Here is a 22107-nt window from a genome sequence, read left to right on the forward strand (position 1 = left end):
ATTATTTAGGGAAACCAAAGTTTGGTGTCCCTTCAGGATTCCAAGTAAATTCCTTCGCACAGGTATGACGGTTCGGATCATATAGCGGATCGCCGACAATTTCTGTATAGTTCCTAACATGGTAAACCAAAACATCCTTGCTGCCATCTTCTGAGACAGTAAAGCTGTTATGACCTGGACCGTATTGTCCTGTTTCATAACAAGTTTTAAACACAGGTTCTGTGGACTTACTCCATGATGCTGGATCCAGTACATCACTATTTTCATCCGCTGTCAGAATCCCCATAGCATAATTTTCATCCGTGGCACTGCCAGAGAAAGAAATGAAGATTTTACCGTCCCGCTTCAAAACTGCAGGTCCTTCATTTACCCAAAATCCAATTGTCTCCCAATCATATTCCGGTTTAGTAATCATGACTTGCGGTCCTTTAATAGTCCATGGGTTTTCCAATGGAGCAATATAAAGGTTTGAGTTTCCTCTTATGTTTGGATCTTTTTGTGCCCAGACAAGGTACTGCTGACCTTTATGCTCAAACGAAGTCGCATCAAGGGCAAAGGACTCCCAGTCTGTCTTGATTTGCCCCTTTTCTTCCCAATTACCCTCTAGGGGATTAGCAGATTTATTTTCAATTACAAACATGCGATGTTGAAAAAGCCCATCTACGATTTCCTTTGACGGTGCAGCAGCATAATAGATATACCAGCTGCCGTTAATATAATGGATCTCAGGTGCCCAGATAAGCGCACTCAATGGTCCCGTCTCATGATTCCTCCATGCAACCACAGGTTCAGCTTCTGCTATTCCTTTAATGGTTTTTGAACGCCTTACTTCAATTCGATCATATGCAGGGACTGAAGCAGTGAAATAGTAGTAGCCATCTGTGTGTTTATAAATCCACGGATCTGCTCTTTGCTCTATAATGAGGTCCTGTGCTCTTTTCGCTTCTTCGATTGTTACTCTAACCATAAAAATCTCCCTTTATAGAAAATGATATCAAATGAATAGTCTTAGTTTGCGTCGGGTACCGGAGTGCCAAAGTTAGGAGTTCCATCTTCATTCCAAGTGAACACTTGTGCACGTGTATGACGATTCGGATCCCATAGCGGATCACCGACGATTTCACGGTAGTTACGAGCATGGTAAATCAGTATGTCTTGACTGCCATCTTCTGATACCGTGAAACTGTTATGACCTGGACCAAATTGGCTGTTTTCCTCATTTGTTTGGAATACAGGTTGCGGCGATTTTTTCCATGATTTCGGATTAAGCAGGTCGCTGTCTGCATCTGCTGATAGTAAGCCCATGCAGTAGTTATAATCCGTAGCGCTAGCCGAATACGAAATAAAGATCTTTCCGTTTCTTTTTAAAACGGCAGCACCCTCATTTACTAAAAATCCAATTTTCTCCCAATCATATTCAGGAGTGGTAATCATGACTTGAGGACCTGTTAATGTCCAAGGGTTCGCCATTTTCACAATATATAGATTTGAATTACCTTCAATTTCAGGATCTTTCTGAGCCCAAACATAGTATAGATTTCCTTGATGTTCAAAGGTGGTCGCATCAAGAGAAAAGGATTCCCAAGCGGTTCTTACCTGTCCCTTTTCAACCCAATTTCCTTCGAGTGGATTTTGTGAGTCATTTTCAATGACATACATCCGATGGTCAAAAATCGCATCCTTGCGGGCTGCTGCAAAATAGATATACCATTTGCCGTCAATGAAATGAATTTCTGGTGCCCAGATGTTGGCACTCATAATCCCGTCTTCATGTTTCGTCCAGGCAATAACTGGTTCTGCATTTCCTAGTCCTTGAATCGTTTTTGACCTTCTTACTTCGATTCTGTCATATTCAGGTACTGAAGCAGTGAAATAGTAGTATCCATCTGTGTGTTTATAAACCCAAGGATCTGCTCGCTGCTCGACAATAGGATTTTTCAACGTTTCAACTTTTTGCATGATATTTCACCTTTCCGTTGGGCTGTGTTAAAAGGGTCTGTTGATTTGCGCTCCACTAAGGAATGCTTCTTAGAATAAACATCGCAGGGACAGGCGGTCTCTGCCTGTCCCGAGGCACTTCGCTTTCCGCGGGCGGTCCGGGGTGCCTCCTCGGTGCCTTATCACCTGTGGGGTCTCCCCTGCCCCGTCCTCCCGCAGGAGTCTTCGTGCCTTCCGCGCAAATCAACAGAGTGCAAATATTATATTTAGCTTTAACACAGCCTTCTTATTATAATTAATCATGGTTGTATAAGGGTGTTGCTTCCCATAGCCACATTCATAAATTTTAAAGCTGTAAATCGATTTCTTAAGGTATGTGCACCACTTAAGCTTGCTGCGACTAACTGTTCATCAATACCCAGCTGTTCGGGCATAGTTTCCCCGCCTGTCGCTGTTAACAGAGTCTTTAGGCGTTCGGTGGTTGGGATCTCTTGATAAACTTTCATGATTTCTATTATGTTATCTTGTAAGTCTTCATTGATAAGAGAATCTTGTATTGACCCTAAACGTATTGAATCAGATAGTAAAGGAAGGAACTGTCCTTTATAAACTTCCGCAAGCAGTACAGTTGATACTCCAACTTTCGCCCCGTGAAGCACGGCAGGGCGCTTTCGCTTTAAAAAGTCCATTTCCCAGTAGTGCGACAGGTGATGTTCGCCGCCAGAAGCTGGATGTGACTGACCAAATATAAGCATGGCCAGCCCTGACTTGATTAGAGCTTCAATTAGAATCTCAATTCCCTCTTCATCAGCTGCAGCAATCAATTCTACCTTTTCCACACAGGAATCTAATGCTTCACGGGTAATAGCGGCAACTAGCGGACAATATGGCTCTCCCATAACAAGGTGGCCAAATTTCCAGTCCGCAAGCGAGGTGAATTTAGCCAGCATATCCCCAAATCCCGCTGCTACCATTTTTCGCGGTGATGCCTTCAGTACAGATAAATCAGCGAACACGGCAATCGGAGCTGACATTTGGAAGGTTGTTTTCACACCCTTAACAATTAATGGAGCTCCCATTGATGTGAAGCCATCGACAGAAGGTGCTGTAGGAACTGAAATAAATGGCAATTTCATTTTTGTACTGCAAAAACGCGCTATATCATGGAGTGTACCTGCACCTACAGCGATAATGATCTCTGTATCTATTGGTATCTCTAATAATGCCTGAACTAAGGATTGCTCATCAGCAACGACATCATTATTTTCATCCGGCTTGATGATACTAAGAGAAATGTTAATACCTGTTTCTTTTAAAATCTCTGATAGACTTTTACCTGCTGCTTGATAGGTATTTTCATCTGCGATTATAACTGCATGTTTAAATCCCTTACCATCTACATATGCCGCAAGTTCTTTATAAACACTGTTTCCAATCCTGATTCTCTCAATGGGAATCGGATGATGATGATTTCCACAATCACATGTTTGAGCTAGAGTCATGAGTTCAGCAATATAGTTTTCCACTTTAATTCCTCCTGCTCTATAGGAAAAGTATCGGGCAATCTATTCTTCTAAAATCCCAAATTTATAGGTTGTTACCGTCGAATATTCTTGATCTTTTTCTAGAACCCAAGAAGGAAACTGTGGGTGATGAATCGCGTCCGGTAATCCCTGTGTCTCTAAGCAAATTCCTAAGTACTTCCGTGACGGCACCCCGGCAATCTCTCCTTCAGATTTCATCTGATTTCCAGAATAAACGACAACACTTGGTTCATCTGTTTCAATCGTTAGAGTCCGTCCACTTTCGATATCCTTCAGGACAATTTCTTGGTCATGTTGTGTATTTAATAAAAATGGATGGTCATACCCAGCGCCGGCTAATTTATTTTGCGGATGTTGTGACAGTACTCCAGTTTCAATCATTCTCTCAGTTGTAAAATCAAATGCTGTACCTCTAACATCCAGCATATCTCCCGTCGGAAGCAGTTCATCATTTAATTCAAGAAACTTATCGCTTTTTATTCGTAAAGAATGATTTAAACTATCTCGTTTTAAATTTCCACTTAAATTGAAATAAGAGTGATTCGTCATATTTAGTAGTGTGTCCTCATCAGACACGCCAGAATAACGGATAGAGAGTTCATTGTCATTATTCAAGGTGTAAGTAACGGAAACCTTTAAATTTCCAGGATAACCCTCTTCACCATTCGGGCTAAAATAGGTGAATCGAACTCCAATCTCCTGTTCATCCTCGATGACTTCACTATCCCAAACGATCTGGTTAAACCCTTTATTTCCGCCATGCAGATGGTTGTTATTTTCATTTTTTGCAAGTGTATAGGTTTTCCCGTTCAAATCAAAGGCACCAGCCTTGATTCTCCCAGCGACACGGCCAACTGCAGCGCCTAAAAAATAACTATCATTTTCATATTCGTTCAACGTGTCATATCCAATAACAACATTTTCAAAGTTGCCTTCTTTATCAGGTGTTATAATTTTTGTAATAATACAGCCATAATTAATACAGCTAATTTCTACTCCATGATCATTAATTAGATTAAATAAAAAAACAGTTTGGTTATCTTTTCTTCCAAACTCCTCTTTCAAGACCTTCATATATCGTTCAACCCTTCCTTTCGATAGATACCTAGAAAAAATGATTCCATACCTCTCCATCAACAAATGTAAACAGAAGAGGTATGGAATATTTGCTATTAGTTACGCTTCGCCAGGCGGATTACATTCCAAGATAATTTAGGTAATACCGCGGTAACTCCGCCGTTTTCAGATCTTGCATTACCATTAGAATGCGGTGCCACTGGTGTTCCTTTAGCAGAGTTGGTTTGTTTTAGATTGCCGTCGTTTTCTAAAACAATATGCTCGACTACTTCATAACCATCAAAGTTACGGATGTCCACAGCCAGTTCTAATCCTTCTTCTAGATGGCGGTTTACAGCAAAGATGGTTAATGTTTCATGTTCTTCATTGTAAACAGCTGTCGACTCTAAATACGGTACATCAGTGAAATCCTTACTGTCATACTTAGGACTTGAAATAATTGGGTTTAATGAAACGCCGCGTCCATATACAGAGGTATGCATATAAGGATAAAAAATCGTTTGCTTCCAAGCAGGTCCATTGTCTTCAGTCATAATTGGTGCAATGACATTGACCAGCTGAGCAAGGCAGGCAATTTTCACACGGTCTGCATGCTTTAAAAGCGTAATCAGCATACATCCAACCAATAAAGCATCTTCAAAGTTATAAATATCTTCTAATTGAGGTGGTGCAATACTCCATGGCTCAATTTTTTTATCCGCTTCATTACTGTGATACCATACGTTCCATTCATCAAAGCTGAGGTTGATTTTCTTTTTACCGCGTTTTTTCGCTTTGATATAGTCCGCAATAGAAATAACCGATTTAATAAAGTCATCCATTTCTAGGGACAGTGCTAAATAGTTAGAAATTTCATTGTCACGGTTGCCGTAATACTGGTGCAAAGAGATGAATTCTACATGATCATACGTATGGTCAAGAACAGTTGCTTCCCAGTCAGCAAAGGTCGGCATATTGCGGTTTGAGCTTCCACATGCAACCAACTCGATTGTAGGGTCTACCCACTTCATTACTTTCGCAGTTTCTTGAGCAAGGCGGCCATATTCCGCAGCGGTTTTATGCCCGATTTGCCATGGACCATCCATTTCGTTACCGAGACACCATGTTTTAATTTTGTAAGGATCCTTTACGCCGTGAGAAATACGAAGATCACTATAATAAGAACCGCCTGGGTGGTTGCAATATTCTACTAGATTTCTAGCTGCGTCAATACCACGGGTTCCAAGGTTAACTGCCATATTTACGTCAGCATTGACTAACTGCGCCCATTTCATGAACTCGTTCGTACCCATTTCGTTGGTTTCTGTTGTACGCCAAGCTAAATCTAAACGACGCGGACGGTTTTCTACAGGTCCTACACCATCCTCCCAGTTATAACCGGAAACAAAGTTACCACCCGGATAACGGACAAGCGGAACTTGAAGTTCCTTAACCATTTCAATAACATCCTGGCGGAATCCATTTTCATCGGCTTGAGGATGTCCTGGCTCATAAATGCCGCCATATACGGCACGGCCTAAATGTTCAATAAAAGAACCATAGATTCGATTATCAATTTCAGATACTTTAAAGTCTTTTTCTAAAATCATTTTTGCTTTATTTTTACCCATGTTCCCTGTCCTTTCTTTTATCAGATAGAGTTTGCAAGTCACGGCTTCGTTTCTATAAAACTATGAGTAATTAACTAACCTTTTCCCATTTTGGCTTTCCTGCAAAAGGACAGCTCTTGTTTTTAAACTTTGCTCGATAGCGGACAATACATCCGCTATGAGCACAAGTGGTGCCATATTGAAGAGAAGGGCAGCTTTCACAAATCTTTAATCGTTCTGAGTAGACTTCGTCCGATACGATAACAGATAAATCTTCTTCCGTTTCCCTAACGAGCTCCTGGATGACTTCCTCTGTTACCATTACACTTTCAACGCAGCCTTTACATAGATTTTGCTTACTCACTGCTGGATCCCCCTCATTCTTTATTTAACCGCTAATGTAACAACAGACATTGCTGGAAGTTTAATGGCTAATTTATTATTTTCAACCGTTACGCCTGTGAACTCAACAGGTTTTACAACCTCTGGCTGTTCGAAAGTGTTATGTGCATTCATTGAGTCGGCTGTAATGATTGTTCCTGAAACCTTAGTTTCGGGTCCAATTATTCCACGAAGGTCTAAATCTAATACTGATTCGTTCTGGTGGTCAATGTTACATAAGCTGATGTGAATGATACCTTCAGCATTTTTTGAAGCAGATACGGTTACTTGTGGTAACGTTTCTCCGTTATATTCATAGCTGCCAAATGTAGAATCAACAGAAAGCAGTTCAGCATCTTGGTGAACTTTGTACATATCAAATACATGATAGGTTGGAGTAAGAATCATCTTCTCGCCTTCAGTTAAAATCATCGCTTGAAGCACGTTAACGGTTTGAGCAATATTCGTCATTTGAACACGATCAGCGTGATTATGGAAAATGTTGAAATGCAGGCCAGCTACCAGCGCATCACGGATGGTGTTTTGCTGATATAAGAATCCTGGATTTGTACCAGGCTCCACATCGAACCATGTTCCCCACTCGTCAATGATCATGCCAATTCGCTTATCTGGATCATATTTATCCATAATCGTGCTATGCTTTGTAATTAACTCATCCATATGAAGAGCTTTCTTCATTGTAATGAACCATTCGTCTTCAGGGAAATCAACCGCTGATCCTTTACCAAGCCAGAAATCGCCTGGGATCGTGTAATAGTGAAGACTTAAACCATCCATTAACCAGTGAGCGTTCTTCATTAATACTTCTGTCCAGTTATAATCATCGACGTTTGCCCCGCCGGCGATTTTATAAATTTTATTGCCGCCATAGTTACGTACATACGTTTGATAACGGCGATAAAGGTCTGCATAATATTCAGGACGCATGTTTCCACCGCAGCCCCAGTTTTCGTTTCCTACACCGAAATACTTTAACTTCCAAGGCTCGTCGTGGCCATTTTCCCGGCGCCAGTTTGCCATTGGCGATTCACCTTCAAATGTCATATATTCAACCCATTCTGACATTTCTTGAACAGTGCCGCTTCCAACATTTCCACAAATATACGGCTCGCACTCTAATAATTCACATAAAAGCATGAATTCGTGCGTTCCGAAGTGGTTGTTTTCTACAACGCCACCCCAGTGAGTATTGACCATACGTTTACGATTTTCACGAGGACCGACGCCATCCTTCCAGTGATACTCATCGGCAAAGCAACCGCCTGGCCAGCGAAGAACAGGAACTTTAATGTTTTTTAATGCTGCTAGTACATCGTTACGGATACCCTTTGTATTAGGGATCGAGGAATCTTCACCTACCCAGATTCCTTCATAGATACATCTGCCTAAATGCTCTGCAAAGTGACCATATATATTTTTATTAATTTTGCCTTTTGTAATATCAGCATTTACAATGACATTATTTTTCATAAAGTAATCCTCCAGTCGGTTTATGTAATTAAAGCACCCTAGTAAACCTTAGGGCTATTATTACTAATAGCCCCAAGTTTAAAAATTAACGATAGATAACGTCATTCCAGCGTAATTCGTTAATAAATGATTCTGTTTTTGTGTCGTTATTAATGACAACCATTTCGATACCAGCTAATTCTGCAAAGTCTCTTAACTGTTCTGTTGTCACTTTATAAGAGAATCCAGTATGGTGTGCTCCGCCAGCTTCAATCCAGTTCTCAACAGCTTGACTTAGAGAAGGCTGACACGTCCAAAGTACACGTGCAACCGGAAGTTTTGGCATATCCTGCTCTGGTTGTACCGCATCTACTTCATTTACAAGAAGACGGAAACGATGTCCAAGGTCGATAATGGATGCATTTAATGCAGAGCCGCCTCTTCCATCAAAAACGATTCTTGCAGGGTCTTCCTTGCCACCAATTCCTAGTGGATGCACCTCAACTTTAGGACGAGTAGCTGAAATGGTTGGACAAACCTCAAGCATATGCGCACCAAGAACCATTTCATTTCCTGGTTCAAAATGATACGTGTAGTCTTCCATAAAGGATGTACCTTCATTGCCAGCAATAATTTTCATTAAACGAACGAGTGCCGCAGTTTTCCAGTCACCTTCACCCGCGAAGCCGTAGCCTTGTTCCATTAGACGTTGAACAGCAAGACCTGGAAGCTGACGCATACCATGTAAATCTTCGAAAGTTGTTGTAAATGCTGTATATCCGCCTTCCGTTAAGAATGCTTTCATTCCAAGCTCAATTCTAGCTTGATAACGGATACTGTCTCTTACCGGTCCGTCAGTTAGACCTTCTGGTGTAATATCATATTGCTCTTCATATTCAGCCATTAACTGGTCAAGTTCTTGTTCACTTACATCGTTCATGCGTTGAACGAGGTCACCAACACCGTAACCATTAACCGTCCAGCCAAATTTAATTTGCGCTTCTACTTTGTCACCTTCAGTAACTGCTACTTGGCGCATATTATCACCAAATCTTGCTACTTTCAGGGTTTTACTTTCAGCAAAAGCAACTGCCGTTCTCATCCAGCTGCCAACACGTTCTCTAACTTCTGCGTTTTCCCAGTGCCCGACAACCACTTTACGCTTAACCTTTAAGCGGCTGGCGATGAATCCGTGTTCACGATCTCCGTGTGCAGATTGGTTAAGATTCATAAAATCCATGTCAATTGAATTCCATGGGATATCACGGTTAAATTGTGTAGCTAAATGAAGATATGGTTTTTGAAGAGCTGAAAGCCCTGCAATCCACATTTTTGATGGTGAGAATGTATGCATCCATGTAATGATTCCTGCACAATTTTCATCAGCATTTGCTTCAAGAATTAAGCGGCGAATTGCATCGGAATCCTTAACAACGGATTTAAAAACTAATTTATATGGAACGGCTGGATCATGATCTAGACCGCTTACAATCGTTTTTGAATTTTCCTCTACTGCTCTAAGTACGTCTTCTCCGTAAAGTAATTGACTTCCAGTTACAAACCAAAATTCATAGGCTTTTGTCGTTAACAAGGTAAATCCCCCTAAAGTAGTTAGTTTTCTTCAATGTCCAATGTGGATAAGTTATTCTATAAGACAACCATTAAAGCGTTTGCTTGGTTATTTGTTTTGATTGACCATAATAGGCGTTTTTTCCATGCTTTCGCAGATAATGCTTATCCAACAAGAATTGTTGAATTGGGTTTACGTTAGGATTAAGCTGGAAGGTATGCAGCGCCATTTTCGCTACTTCTTCTAGCACAACGGCATTGTGTACAGCCTGATTGGCGTTTTTACCCCAACAGAACGGTGCATGGTTAAACACTAGGACTCCTGGCATTGCCACAGGGTCTAATCCTTGTTTTTCAAACGTTTCAATAATTACATTTCCTGTTTCAAGTTCATAGGCACGATCAATTTCATCCTGAGTCATCTCACGTGTACAAGGAATCTCTCCATAATAGTAATCAGCATGTGTAGTTCCAAGTGCAGGAATCGGACGACCTGCTTGTGCCCAGCTAGTTGCCCATGGCGAATGGGTATGAACCACTCCGCCAATTGTTGGAAAAGCACGGTAGAGTGCAAGATGTGTTGGTGTATCTGATGAAGGGCGCAGATTTCCTTCGACAATCCTGCCTTCCAAATCTACTACTACCAAGTCCTCAATACTAAGCTCATCATAAGGTACACCGCTTGGCTTGATGACAACAAGGTTTTGTTCACGATCAATCCCACTTACATTTCCCCAAGTAAAAGTAACCAAGTTATGTTTTGGAAGCTGTAAATTAGCTTCCAAAACTTCTTTTTTAAGTCTTTCTAGCATACTGTCTCCTCCATTTTTAAGGAGCTTGCACTCTTAATTTTTTTCAATGTTTTCATCACGTTATTTTCGCCGCGTCCAAAATAATCGTATAGGCGGGCATATTCTGTATAAAGCTGATCATAGACCGCCTTATTTTCTGCCTTTGGCTGGTATACATAATCTTTGACTCTGCCCATATCCTTGGCTGCTTCAGTAATGCTGTCATAGCCGCCGCGTTCTTTACCTGCTGCAACAGCACCAAACATTGCAGAACCAAGTGCTGGTGTTTGAGAAGAAGCAGAAATTTTAATACTCATATTTAATACGTCTGCATAAATCTGCATCATCATTACATTTTTCTCTGCAATTCCGCCTGCAGCATACACTTCATTAACAGGAACACCATTATCACGGAAGGTTTCAACGATCATTCGTGTACCGTACGCAGTTGCTTCAATCAGCGCACGATAGATTTCCTCTGGTTTTGTTAATAATGTTTGTCCTAGCAGTACGCCCGTTAGATCAGCATCTACAAGTGTTGAACGATTGCCGTTCCACCAATCCAGTGCGAGGAGACCGCTTTCACCAACGTTTAACTTACTTGCTTTCTCCGTTAATAGCTGGTGGATATTTACGCCTTTTTCTTTTGCTTCTTCATAGTAACTTGCCGGTACACAGTTTTCAGTAAACCATTCAAAATGGTCACCTACGCATGATTGACCAGCTTCGTATCCCATATATCCTGGAATGACTCCATCTTCAACCACACCGCACATTCCAGGTACAATCTTTTCCTCTTCACCTAGTAAAATATGACATGTAGACGTTCCCATAATCATCAATAGTTTACCAGGTTCTGTAATCCCTACTGCTGGGACAGCAACGTGTGCATCCACATTCGCAACTGCAACTGCAGTACCCGGGTTCAATCTTGTTAACTTAGCACCTTCAGCAGTGATTTCTCCAGCTTTAGAGCCAATGGCAACGATATCCGTAGATAATTTATCCTCAACAACATTTTCTAAACGAGGATCAAGCGCTTTAAAAAATTCTTTTGATGGGTAGCCATCCTGCTTATGCCACATTGCTTTATAACCTGCCGTACAGCTGTTGCGCTTTACTTGACCAGTCAATTGAGAAATAACCCAATCGGTTGCTTCTAATATTTGATCTGCAGCTTCATAAATTTCAGGTGCTTCATCAAGAATTTGCCATACCTTCGGAATCATCCATTCGGAAGAAATTTTTCCGCCGTAGCGTTGTAAGAACTTTTCACCACGTTGTTCAGCAATTTCATTCAAACGGTTTGCTTCGTCTTGTGCCGCATGATGCTTCCAAAGCTTCACAAAGCTGTGTGGATTTTTACTATATTCAGGTTTCAAGCATAATGGAGTCCCAGTCTGATCAACCGGTAGGACCGTACAAGCTGTAAAGTCGATTCCTAATCCGATGACATCATCCGGGGAAACTTGTGCTTTATCTAATACTTCTGGAATGGTAATCTGTAAAACTTCTAAATAATCTGTTGGATGCTGTAAAGCCCAATCATGTTCTAATTTAGTGGTTCCATCTGGCAAAAACTCATCCATCACTCCATGTGTGTATGGTTTTACAGCTGTTGCAACCTCTTTACCAGTTCCAATCTCAACTAATACGGCTCTTCCTGACTGTGTTCCATAATCGACACCAATTGCATATTTAGCCATTTTTCTCACCCTGCCTTTTAGAAAGAATACGTTTACATAATCAATAAAAATTTTTCTGAGTTTAATAGAATGTAATAACTACATGCGTATCTCACTCAGGTTAAAATTAAACGCTGCTTTTTAAGTAAGTATGACATCCGTACAAGAAAGATGATTTTTCGACAAATCACTATCTATTTCACCCTACAAGTTAATGATATTGTAGCCGTTTTCAAAACTTGTACGTATAACCTTTAAGTTGATTGTACCACCTATCTATATTTTTTCAAGGTATTTTACTATTTATTTAAAAACTTTTTGCATACAAGTTAAAAGAGCAGAAAATACATGTTAGTTTTTCCTGCTCTTTTATCTATTTTTCTATTCTTTTACCACACGGATACCAAATACCTTAGGTACTTTTTGTCCTTCATGAGCACGGAAAGTCACCTTTACTTGCTCCTTACCACCAGTTGTTTGCTTTGGAATCTCATATTTTACTTGGACAAACGTGTTCAGCTCAACAAGTTCTACTTTACCATTTTCCAATTCAACTCCATCGATCGTGATAGCAAAGGAATTCATCGTCTCTATTTCTTTTGTATACATAACAAAAAGATGGTTCTGCTGGCTGGAATGAACCTTTAAAGTGAAGGAAAAGTGCCCATTTGGCCATGTGTCTCGGTATTTCCGATTGGACTGGACACCATAGCCCACATGCTCCCCTTCAAATTCATGATCACGCTCCGGCTGCATTTCTCCAGGCTGAACAAAATCAACGGTCCTGAGCTTTAGTTCATGCTCTTTTTCGACAGAAGCTTTATAAGAAAGTTCTACTTCCTTCCATTTTTCTTCGGTAAAAACGTCCCAATAAACAGAAGTACTACGATCATGCATTTGATAGAATGGGAACAATCTCACATCTCGAGGATAGCCGAGCTTATTCATGTCAAAATGATGATTTTTTTCTGAAACTGGTACGATATGATTTAGCAATGACGTCTCGCTTGTAACTAACACTGGTGTAAATAATATCTCTTTTGCAGACTCATCTTGTTGTATTGGTCCTAAATCACCTGCTAGAACAAGTGGTCCATTGATAAATGCTATTCGATTAGGGTTATCGTTCATCGTTTCGACTCTAACTGTCATAGGTATATCTAATTCAACTGTATCCCCGTTCTGCCAAACACGTTCAATCGTGATAAAACTAGAAGGTTTAGACTCGTGGTTGTACGGCTCACCATTTACTTTTACATTCATACCTTTTTCTGCCCAATATGGATAGCGGACAGATAAGGAGAATTGGTTTGAATCAGTAGACTCTACTACTAACTTTATTGAACCTGTTTCAGGATACGTAGTTTCCTGATGAACAATGACTCCTTTCTCGCTCCAATTCAGTTTGGATGGGATGTATTGGTTCACCACGAGAGACTGATCATTATAAAAATAGATACCACTGCCATAACTAGAATGGTTCTCCATTCCAGTACCAACACAACAAGTAAAATCATTAAACTGAGAATTATAAACCTTGTGACCGCCCATATCTAAGGAAACAAAGTAAGTGACCGTGCCTTCTTGCGGGTGCTGGGAAGCTAATATATGATTATATAAAACTCTCTCATAGAAATCTCCTTGTTCAGCAAGACCATTCCACTGAATAAGGTGTCTAGTTAGTTTTAACATGTTATAGGAGTTACACGTTTCACAAGTATTAGCCCCAAGCCGGTCATTTAACTTGTCTGGTTCCCCAAAATGTTCATTCATACTGTTTCCACCGATTACGTATGAATGATGATGGACAACCTGTTTCCAAAAGAATTCTGATATACGACGGTAGGATTCGTTATTTGAAATTTCATATTGACGTGCAGCGCCAATTATCTTTGGTATTTGTGTATTGGCATGTCTTCCCGCTAACACATCTTTTTCCGATGCCAGCGAATCTAATAGTTCTTTGTGGTGAAACAGTTGTGATAGCTTCCAAAAGCGCTCATCGCCCGTGTCTTCAGCAAGGTCAACAAGTACTTCTGACATTCCGCCATATTCACATTTTAAGACTTCCTGTACCTGTTGGTCATTTAGGTTCTCAAACACATCGTTTAGCCATAAACCAAGCTTTGTTTCAACCTGCAAAGCTTTATCGTTATTCGCAAACTTAAAGGCATCACGCAGACCGGCGAATAATTTATGAATGGAATATAGAGGCACCCAGCCGCCATTCAAATCAAAACCTTGCGATCGGATATCTCCTGCTTTTACTTCTTCAAAAATTTCTTTTCCGCGAGGGATACCAGAAATATATCCTGTTCCATGTGCTTTTTGACAAACTTCGAGTTCATCTACAATATAATCCACTCTTTGATTAAACACACTATCGTCGTTTGCTGCTGCCATCATTGCTGCCGCTGATAGATAATGTCCTAGTGTATGTCCAGAAATCCCTTGTACTTCCCAACCTTCATAACTGGCCGCTTTTGGCTGAAGTCCCGCATACTCTCTGAATCTAGAAAGCAGTCTATCAGGCTCTAGCTTTAATAGATATTCCTTATTTAACTCCATTGCATGCTTTAGCGGACCGCCTGTAATACGAACATCCTTAAGATCAAATTCTTTTAGTTTCCAATTCACATTTACTTGATTGGTGGATAGCATGTAATGTCACTCCATTTTATTTATTTTTTTCAACCGTCTTTTTACCCCACAGGACCGTCCCCTCTTGGTCCATACCAGTGAAAACAAGCGTACCGTTCCAATTTTCCCAGTCCCAAGCAGGAATCACTTTCAACTTGTACTTCCAGTAATCATCAGAAGCTCTGCCAGGGTCATAAACCGTGAGTTCCAATGTGTTATCCCCCGTTAGTGCCCAATGGCTCTTATCATCCTCTCCAATTTCCCCATTTGATTTGAGTTGTAAATTATGAGAAACTTGTAAACTATCATCATATCTTGGGAGAATGATCTGTTCCCATTTACCAATAATGTTTTCTTCGTTTATTTGTTGTTCTGCTTCACCAGCATATCTTTCCGGTGAAACCACCGGCCAGCCATCCTCGGTCCAAACTATTTTCCTGACATGCAAATGGGACCAATAGACATCTTTACCAGCTCTGGCATTGTGGGTGAGATAATATTCCCCATTTTCCTCAAACAAGGCATTATGACCAGTCCCCAGCCAGCCATCGCTATTTTCAAATCGATACGCTCCTACCAATTTATTTCCAGTATTGAAGGATTCATCGGTTGTATCAATCATTTCACTGCCATTATAGTCCACATACGGTCCCGTTATATTTTTCGACCTAGCTGTCCGGACATTATATGTATCCTCCAGCCACTCATATGATACAGTTAAGTAATAATAACCGGTATCACCGTTATAAATAATTTCAGGTCCTTCTATGCCGTAATTCATATTTTTCCTTTGCGCCATTAACGTTCCCTCATCATTCGGATCGACCAATTTTCCAGTAGCAGAATCTACTTTTGTGATAAAAATTCCGCCAAAATAGGAGCCATAAACCATCCAGGCCTGCCCATGTTCATCCAATACGATATCCGGATCGATTGCATTTACCGTGTGTTCATCCCCCTCTTGGGATATAAATACGGCACCTTCGTCTTTCCAAGGACCCTCAATATTGTCACTTACCGCCACACCAATATACGAGTTTCTTTTTCCAACAGAGGATACAGAGTAATATAAATAATATTTATCATTCAATTTCACCACATCTGGAGCCCAAAAGGTTGTTCCTTTGGTCCATTCCCACGCCTCCTGAGATACTTGTTCAAACACACGGCCTACAAACTCCCATTTAATTAAATCCTTCGACTTTCTTATCTGGATTCCTGGTTTTGGCGGGGCTCCTACCATGTAGTCTGTGGAAAACGCATAATACCAGCCATCTGCTTTAATGATTGAAGCATCATGAGTAAAATTGGTGGTCCAATCCTTTTCCTTATAAAGGATATCACTGTTGATATTTTGTACCGGCTTGTCAGCAGGTGCCGCTGGTAATGTAATGCCAGACAAATTGCCTGTTTTAGGCATAGCAAAAGTCATAACAAGCGTTACTCCTATGATTAACACTATTAAAATGACGATTCCTGCTAAATACTTCTTTGTTTTAAGTTTCATTGATTGACTCCAAGGTTTCTGAGTATTTTTTAAACAAAAAGCACTTATCATCTAAAAATTCTGATAAGTGCTTTTTCATTTTTCTATTAACTTCTAATTTGTTGAGCCAAAAATGCACATGCATTTGATTTAGTTGTATTAACCTTTTACCCCTGAAATTGCGATTGATTCAATGATTTGTTTTTGGAAGACGATGAAAACAATCAACATTGGTAATAACGCAACAACCGAAGCGGCCATGATTAGCGGATAATCACTTTGGATCGCATAAGAAGCGTTAAAGTTTGCAATTACAAGTTGAAGCGTCTGCTTCTCAGGTGAGTTCAGATAAAGAATCGGTCCAAGGTAATCATTCCAAATCCCCATAAACCATAGAATCAACTGTGCAGCTACCGCAGGTTTAATTAATGGAAAGATGATTTTGTAAAAGATTTGGAAGTAAGAACAACCATCAATCTTTGCAGCTTCAATGATTGAGTTAGGAATACTCGTTAAAAACTGACGTAAAAAGAAAATCATGAAAATGTTTCCGAAAAACCCAGGGATGATTAATGGCAGTAATGTATCCACCCAGCCTACAGAAGAAAACATAATGAACTGCGGAATCATTAGCACTGGATAAGGAATCATAACCGATGCAAATAACATCATGAAGATTTTATTTTTGCCATTGAAATGCAGCTTCGAGAATGCAAATGCTGCCAAACTTGAGGTGAATGTACCAATCACTGTTACTGACACAGCGACGATTAAGCTATTACTAATACCTGAAAGCAGCGGCCCCATAGACCAAATCTCAGAATACTTTGCAAAAGAAATCGTGTCTGGAATCCACACCGGAGGCAATGCAAAAACGTCCTCCCGGGTCTTGATCGAAGTCGAGAACATCCATAACAATGGTGCTACCATGAAGATTGCTCCAAAGCTTAGGAAGATAAATACCACGGCGTCGGTAATTCTATTTTTCTTCTTTTCAGACATAGGTTCTGCTTTAACTGACTTTTTATTTGCAACTGCAACTTCCATTTTATACGCTCCTCTCTATTACTCTCTTACTTTACGGTTATTAATCCAGTTCAAAGGAGTTTTTCTCGTTTATCTTAAATTGGATTAAAGTAATAATGAAGATGAATAGTCCTAATACTAACGCCATTGCAGATGCATAACCTAATTGGAAGTTACCAAATGCTTTTTGCCAAATATAAAACACCACGGATGCGGAACTATATTCAGGACCACCAGTAGGAGTCATTACGTTAATTTCAGTGAAAATCTGAGCCCCGCCAATAATGTTGGTTACGATGATAAAGAAGGTAACGGGTTTTACCATAGGTAGAGTGATGTACCAAAATGATTTGAAGGCATTAGCACCATCCAGTTTTGCTGCTTCGTAAAATGATTTCGGCACACTTTGAAGGGCAGCTAAGTATAACAGCATTGTATATCCTAATCCCTTCCATACCGCCATGATGATCAATGCCGGTTTTACCGTAGAAGTATTTTGCAGCCAGTTAGGACCTTCAATTCCAAAAATCGCTAAGAACTGATTGACTAATCCGTAATCTCCGTTATATGCCCATTGCCATAGAATAGATATTGCAGCGATAGAAGAGATAACCGGAATATAATATAGAACCCTAAAAGTATTGGTTCCAGGAATCCCGCGATTTAAAGCCAAAGCAAGCAATAACGCTAATACAATACCGATTGGAATACCAAGCATCATATAAATCGTGTTAAACATCGACTTATAGAAGTACTCATCTTTGAATACATTGATAAAGTTTTCCAACCCGATAAAGTCCATTGACCCTAGACCATCCCAGTTTGTAAATGCACCGTAAATGGAATAAATAAGCGGAACCATTGCGAATATGAGGAATCCTATGACAGGTGCTGCAATAAATAAATAGGCATATCTTTGCTCTGTGCGATACAGTTTGGATGTCGTTTTCATCTTCCCTCACCCTTTCTAAAGCTATAATGATGACACATTTCCCTTTTTCTAAATTTCTTTTTCACCAAAAAATTTAGATAAAAGGAATAAATGGTGCTAGTAGTTTTTAAGAAAACTAGCACCATTTACACTGTGTCAAAGTTCAGTTAATTGCTTATTTCTTAGCTTGTTTTTCTTGTTGGATTGCTGCATCTAGTAATTTTTGCATCTTAGGCTGTGCTTCCTTAACATATTCTGCAGCTGTCATCTTACCATCAAGAACTGGCTGGATGTTTTTGTAGAATTCATCATACCATTCAGCTGTGTACGTTTTTTCAGCCGGGAAACCACGACCGTAATCGTTAATAATATCTAAGAATTCTTGCTTGTTTTCAGGCTTAATTGAAGTGTCCGCTGCCCATTGTTCAGCAACAGTTACGCTGTTTGGTAATTGAACTTGTGCATCTACTAACGCTTGGTTACCTTCTTGGTCAGCAGATAGGTATAATGCTAACTCAGCTGCTGCTTCCGCATTCTTAGTTGTAGCTCCTACACCAATTCCTAGAGAACCAACCCAAGCAGCAGGTTTGCCAGTTTTACCTGCAGGCCATGGAATTAAGTCATATTCAAACTTTAATTGTTCTGCATATGTTGCCATATCCCAAGGACCAACTGGGAAGAAAGCCAATTCGCCCTTCATCCATCTTTGGTAAGTATCAAGTGTTTGTGCTTCTGCGATAGAAGGAGTAATTTTGTATTTATTCTGTTGATCTGCAAACCATTGTACTGATTCAGCAAATTCAGGAGTATCAATTGTTACTTTTGTACCAGTTTCATCAATCCAGTCTGCTCCATTACTCCAAGCAATTGGCTGCAATGCCCATTGAATGTTAAATCCAGCACCAAATTGATCACTTTTTCCATCGCCGTCTTTATCTTTTGTCAATTGTTGTGCTACATTAATAAATTCATCCAAAGTATAAGGTTTGTCTTTGTCAGGAAGTGGAATTCCTGCTTCTTCAAACATTGTTTTATTGTAACCTAATGCGAATGGTCCTAAGTCTTTTGGCAATCCGTAAATTGCACCTTGTCCTAGAGTTTCACCATCGAAACGATACTTAGCAACACCCTTTTCCCAAATATCTTCGATGTTTACATTTTCTGAACCTTCAACATACTCAGTAATATCTTTTAGTACACCAGAGTTTACATATGCTTTTACTTGTGCTGGGTTATAGAAGAATACATCAGGAATCTTCTTACCGGCAATCGCTGCTTTTAATTTTGTATCATATTGATCTGGAGCAACTTGAACCAATGTCACTTTCACATCAGGATGTGACTTTTCATAACGTTTTACAGTTGCTTCATAAGCTTTCAATTCTTGAGGCTGACCTCTAAACATAAATGTAATAGCTGTTTTTCCATCTTTCGTTTTACCTGACGTCTCTGAGCTATTAGAGCAACCAGCAAGGATGGAACCGATAATCATAATAGTAAGTAGAATCAATGAACCTAGCTTTTTTGTTGATCTCGACAAGGTAATCCCTCCAAAACTATTTTAATAGTAAAACAATTTGGCAAAAACTTTGAAAACGCAACCATAATTTAATAAAATAATAGTTGTTTGTAATAATACGCTTGTGCATTGTACGTACATGTTAAGGCGACTACATAAAGATCCCTCCTGAATATTCTTCCGCCGTAACCTTTTGCACTAAACAACAGGCATTATAATTACGTTTTTCTAGCTTTTTTTAAAAAATATGAAAGCGTATTCCCTACAATTAAAATAGTAATATACCTGTTCGTACATGTCAATCATGTTTTAATAAATTTTTTACTTATGTACGTACGTGTTTTTAAGGTATAATAATTAGTGTATAATTAAAACATCGAAATCTCTTTTATTCTTACTCAAATATTTTAAGGGTATACTCATATGTAATATAGAAAGCGGTGATACAATGGCGCAAAAAACCAAGTACAATATGGTGAAAGAACAGATAACAGATTGGATCACCAGCGGTAAGGTTAAGCCTGGTGAAAAAATTCACTCAGAAAATGAACTTGTTAAAATGTTTGGTGTCAGCAGGCATACAGTTCGTCAAGCAGTGGGTGACTTAGTACATGAGGGATGGCTTTATAGGGAACAGGGAGCCGGAACCTTTTGTTCATTTAAACAGGAAGAAAATGAGACGACTGTTCTCACAGCTCAAACGAATGGCAAAAATATCGGAGTTATAACTACCTATATTTCCGACTATATTTTCCCTTCTATTATTAGAGGAATTGAATCCTACCTATCAAACCAGGGTTATTCATTAACGTTTGCATGTACGGATAACGACATTGAAAAAGAAAAACTATGCCTGCAAACCATGTTAAATAGAAATATCGATGGTCTTATCGTTGAACCAACAAAAAGTAGTGTTTATAATCCTAACATTCATTACTACTTAGAACTGGAACAGCGTAACATCCCGTATTTAATGATTAACCAGTTTTATCCACAGTTAGCACCTCCACATATTGTTGTTAATGATGAACACGGAGGCTATATTGCTACTGAACATTTAATTAAACTGGGGCATCGCAAAATTATTGGCTTATTTAAAACCGACGATCTTCAAGGAGTTAACCGTATGCAGGGCTTCATCCGCGCATTCCGTGAACACGGAATCACGTTCTTCCCAGACATGGTTATCTCCTACTCAACCGAGGACATGAATGAAAAAGTCAAGGATCAATTAAACAAGTTTTATTCATCAGATGATAAGCCGACAGCAATTGTTTGTTACAATGACCAATTGGCTCTGATGGTTCTAGATGTATTAAGAAATTATCAAATAAGTGTCCCAGATGATGTTTCAATTGTCGGTTATGACGACTCATTTTTAGCTGAGACCTTTGAAGTAAAACTAACATCCGTTGCCCACCCTAAAATGGAAATGGGGATTGAAGCAGCGAAGAGGATAGTATCCGCTGTAGAAGGAAAGGACAATAATCCTCAGTCTATTATTTATGAACCTGAGCTGGTCGTAAGAAATTCCACTGCTCCTGTAAAAAGCACGGATTTGATTATACAAGAATAGCAGCTTTCGAACTTTGTTAAGGATTTCACTCCTTTATATTAAGTTAAAAAAACACACGCAACTTGTGTGTTTTTTTAATAAGATTCGTTTTTCGATTACAGTGATTTGCTGCCTTTGGATGGTATTAACTTTCTTCTTTTACTATATCAATAATAGATAAAAGTTGATTTATTTCTGCTATGGGTTTATGGTCGGTATCTGGCAGCCTTTTTCGGTGGTTATACCAAATTGCCTTCCAACCTGCTTCCATCGGTGCCACCACATCATTGGGCCAGGAGTCCCCAATATATATGATCTCACTTGGAATCATGTTGACTTTTTGTGCTACATGCTGAAATATTTGTTTGTTCGGTTTTGCCACTCCTACCTCGTCAGAAATAAAGATGTGATCTCTAGAAACGAAACTTGTCAGGCCAAGTGAATTTATTTTATTAAACTGATGTTGCACTGGCCCATTTGTAATGATTCCAACAAGTTTTCCTTGAGCTTTGATCTCGTTTATTAGCTTCGGAACCTCCGCAAATAACTGGAGGCTGCCTGAATTTAACTCATATTGTGCTTGAAATCGACTCGCTTGTTCATCGGAAGTGCCCTTTTGAAAATATTCTAATGCCATTACAATTCTAGCTATCCGCAGTTCTTCTAAGGTCAACTGGCGGCTGCTATATTGTTTCCATAGCAAATCACTGAAGTCCCTAAATTTTTTGTACAATGACGTAACATCCATGTATTCATAAAGATGAGGAAATGTATCTTTAAATGCTTTTGAAAATGGATATAGGTGATCATGTAATGTATCATCTAAGTCAAAGAAAATTGCTTTAATCGTCATTCTGTCCTCCTTAGAGACAACTTGTACTTCTTTTTTAAAAAGTTGTATGGTAT

General features: G+C 39.6%; 17 protein-coding genes. 1 reads left to right on the forward strand and 16 read right to left on the reverse strand.

Annotation, left to right across the window (positions count from 1 at the left end; all coding sequences use genetic code 11):
• Position 1: 1 nt before the first annotated feature.
• The 15 genes from QFZ31_RS18470 to QFZ31_RS18540 all read right to left on the reverse strand — a co-directional run bounded on the left by QFZ31_RS18470 (position 2) and on the right by QFZ31_RS18540 (position 19619).
• Complete coding sequence (locus tag QFZ31_RS18470; protein ID WP_307305514.1) at positions 2-967, reverse strand: family 43 glycosylhydrolase; 966 nt, start codon at positions 965-967, stop codon at positions 2-4.
• 41 nt (positions 968-1008) lie between these two features.
• Positions 1009-1959, reverse strand: coding sequence for a family 43 glycosylhydrolase (locus tag QFZ31_RS18475; protein WP_307305517.1), 951 nt, complete (start codon positions 1957-1959; stop codon positions 1009-1011).
• Positions 1960-2237: 278 nt separating this feature from the next.
• The gene (locus tag QFZ31_RS18480; protein WP_307305519.1) at positions 2238-3464 is read right to left on the reverse strand and encodes a sn-glycerol-1-phosphate dehydrogenase; all 1227 of its coding nucleotides are present in this window, start codon (positions 3462-3464) and stop codon (positions 2238-2240) included.
• A 39-nt stretch (positions 3465-3503) separates the two neighbouring features.
• Positions 3504-4556 carry an aldose epimerase family protein gene (locus tag QFZ31_RS18485; protein WP_307305522.1) on the reverse strand — a complete coding sequence of 351 codons (1053 nt, stop codon included), beginning with the start codon at positions 4554-4556 and terminating at the stop codon, positions 3504-3506.
• 98 nt (positions 4557-4654) lie between these two features.
• Positions 4655-6169 carry an alpha-N-arabinofuranosidase gene (locus QFZ31_RS18490; RefSeq protein ID WP_307305525.1) on the reverse strand — a complete coding sequence of 505 codons (1515 nt, stop codon included), beginning with the start codon at positions 6167-6169 and terminating at the stop codon, positions 4655-4657.
• A 70-nt stretch (positions 6170-6239) separates the two neighbouring features.
• Positions 6240-6512 carry a DUF6171 family protein gene (locus QFZ31_RS18495; RefSeq protein WP_307305527.1) on the reverse strand — a complete coding sequence of 91 codons (273 nt, stop codon included), beginning with the start codon at positions 6510-6512 and terminating at the stop codon, positions 6240-6242.
• Positions 6513-6532: 20 nt separating this feature from the next.
• Complete coding sequence (locus tag QFZ31_RS18500; RefSeq protein WP_307305530.1) at positions 6533-8020, reverse strand: alpha-N-arabinofuranosidase; 1488 nt, start codon at positions 8018-8020, stop codon at positions 6533-6535.
• 85 nt (positions 8021-8105) lie between these two features.
• On the reverse strand, positions 8106-9590 hold the full coding sequence (araA, locus tag QFZ31_RS18505; protein ID WP_307305533.1) for an L-arabinose isomerase: 1485 nt from the start codon (positions 9588-9590) through the stop codon (positions 8106-8108).
• A 70-nt stretch (positions 9591-9660) separates the two neighbouring features.
• Positions 9661-10380, reverse strand: a complete 720-nt coding sequence (gene araD, locus QFZ31_RS18510; RefSeq protein WP_307305535.1) for an L-ribulose-5-phosphate 4-epimerase — start codon at positions 10378-10380, stop codon at positions 9661-9663.
• Entirely contained in the window at positions 10374-12065 is a 1692-nt protein-coding gene (araB, locus tag QFZ31_RS18515) for a ribulokinase (protein ID WP_307305537.1), read from the reverse strand. Before araB ends, araD begins: the two co-directional genes overlap by 7 nt.
• Before the next feature lie 360 nt (positions 12066-12425).
• Positions 12426-14705, reverse strand: a complete 2280-nt coding sequence (locus tag QFZ31_RS18520) for a beta-L-arabinofuranosidase domain-containing protein (protein WP_307305539.1) — start codon at positions 14703-14705, stop codon at positions 12426-12428.
• A gap of 16 nt (positions 14706-14721) precedes the next feature.
• Positions 14722-16191 (reverse strand): arabinan endo-1,5-alpha-L-arabinosidase, encoded by a 1470-nt coding sequence (locus QFZ31_RS18525; RefSeq protein ID WP_307305541.1) that lies wholly within the window; start codon positions 16189-16191, stop codon positions 14722-14724.
• A gap of 138 nt (positions 16192-16329) precedes the next feature.
• Entirely contained in the window at positions 16330-17172 is an 843-nt protein-coding gene (locus QFZ31_RS18530) for a carbohydrate ABC transporter permease (protein ID WP_179603349.1), read from the reverse strand.
• 85 nt (positions 17173-17257) lie between these two features.
• Positions 17258-18148 (reverse strand): carbohydrate ABC transporter permease, encoded by an 891-nt coding sequence (locus QFZ31_RS18535; RefSeq protein WP_307305543.1) that lies wholly within the window; start codon positions 18146-18148, stop codon positions 17258-17260.
• A 154-nt stretch (positions 18149-18302) separates the two neighbouring features.
• Positions 18303-19619, reverse strand: coding sequence for an ABC transporter substrate-binding protein (locus QFZ31_RS18540; protein WP_307311651.1), 1317 nt, complete (start codon positions 19617-19619; stop codon positions 18303-18305).
• A gap of 475 nt (positions 19620-20094) precedes the next feature.
• Here QFZ31_RS18540 and QFZ31_RS18545 point away from each other — a divergent pair, with 475 nt between their 5' ends.
• On the forward strand, positions 20095-21222 hold the full coding sequence (locus tag QFZ31_RS18545; RefSeq protein ID WP_307305545.1) for a GntR family transcriptional regulator: 1128 nt from the start codon (positions 20095-20097) through the stop codon (positions 21220-21222).
• Between the two features lie 124 nt (positions 21223-21346).
• Here the strand turns inward: QFZ31_RS18545 and QFZ31_RS18550 are convergent, their stop codons facing one another.
• On the reverse strand, positions 21347-22054 hold the full coding sequence (locus QFZ31_RS18550) for an HAD family hydrolase (RefSeq protein WP_307305546.1): 708 nt from the start codon (positions 22052-22054) through the stop codon (positions 21347-21349).
• Positions 22055-22107 lie beyond the last annotated feature (53 nt).

Origin of the sequence: Neobacillus niacini, from assembly GCF_030817595.1 — a bacterium.
GTDB lineage: Bacteria > Bacillota > Bacilli > Bacillales > Cytobacillaceae > Neobacillus > Neobacillus niacini_G.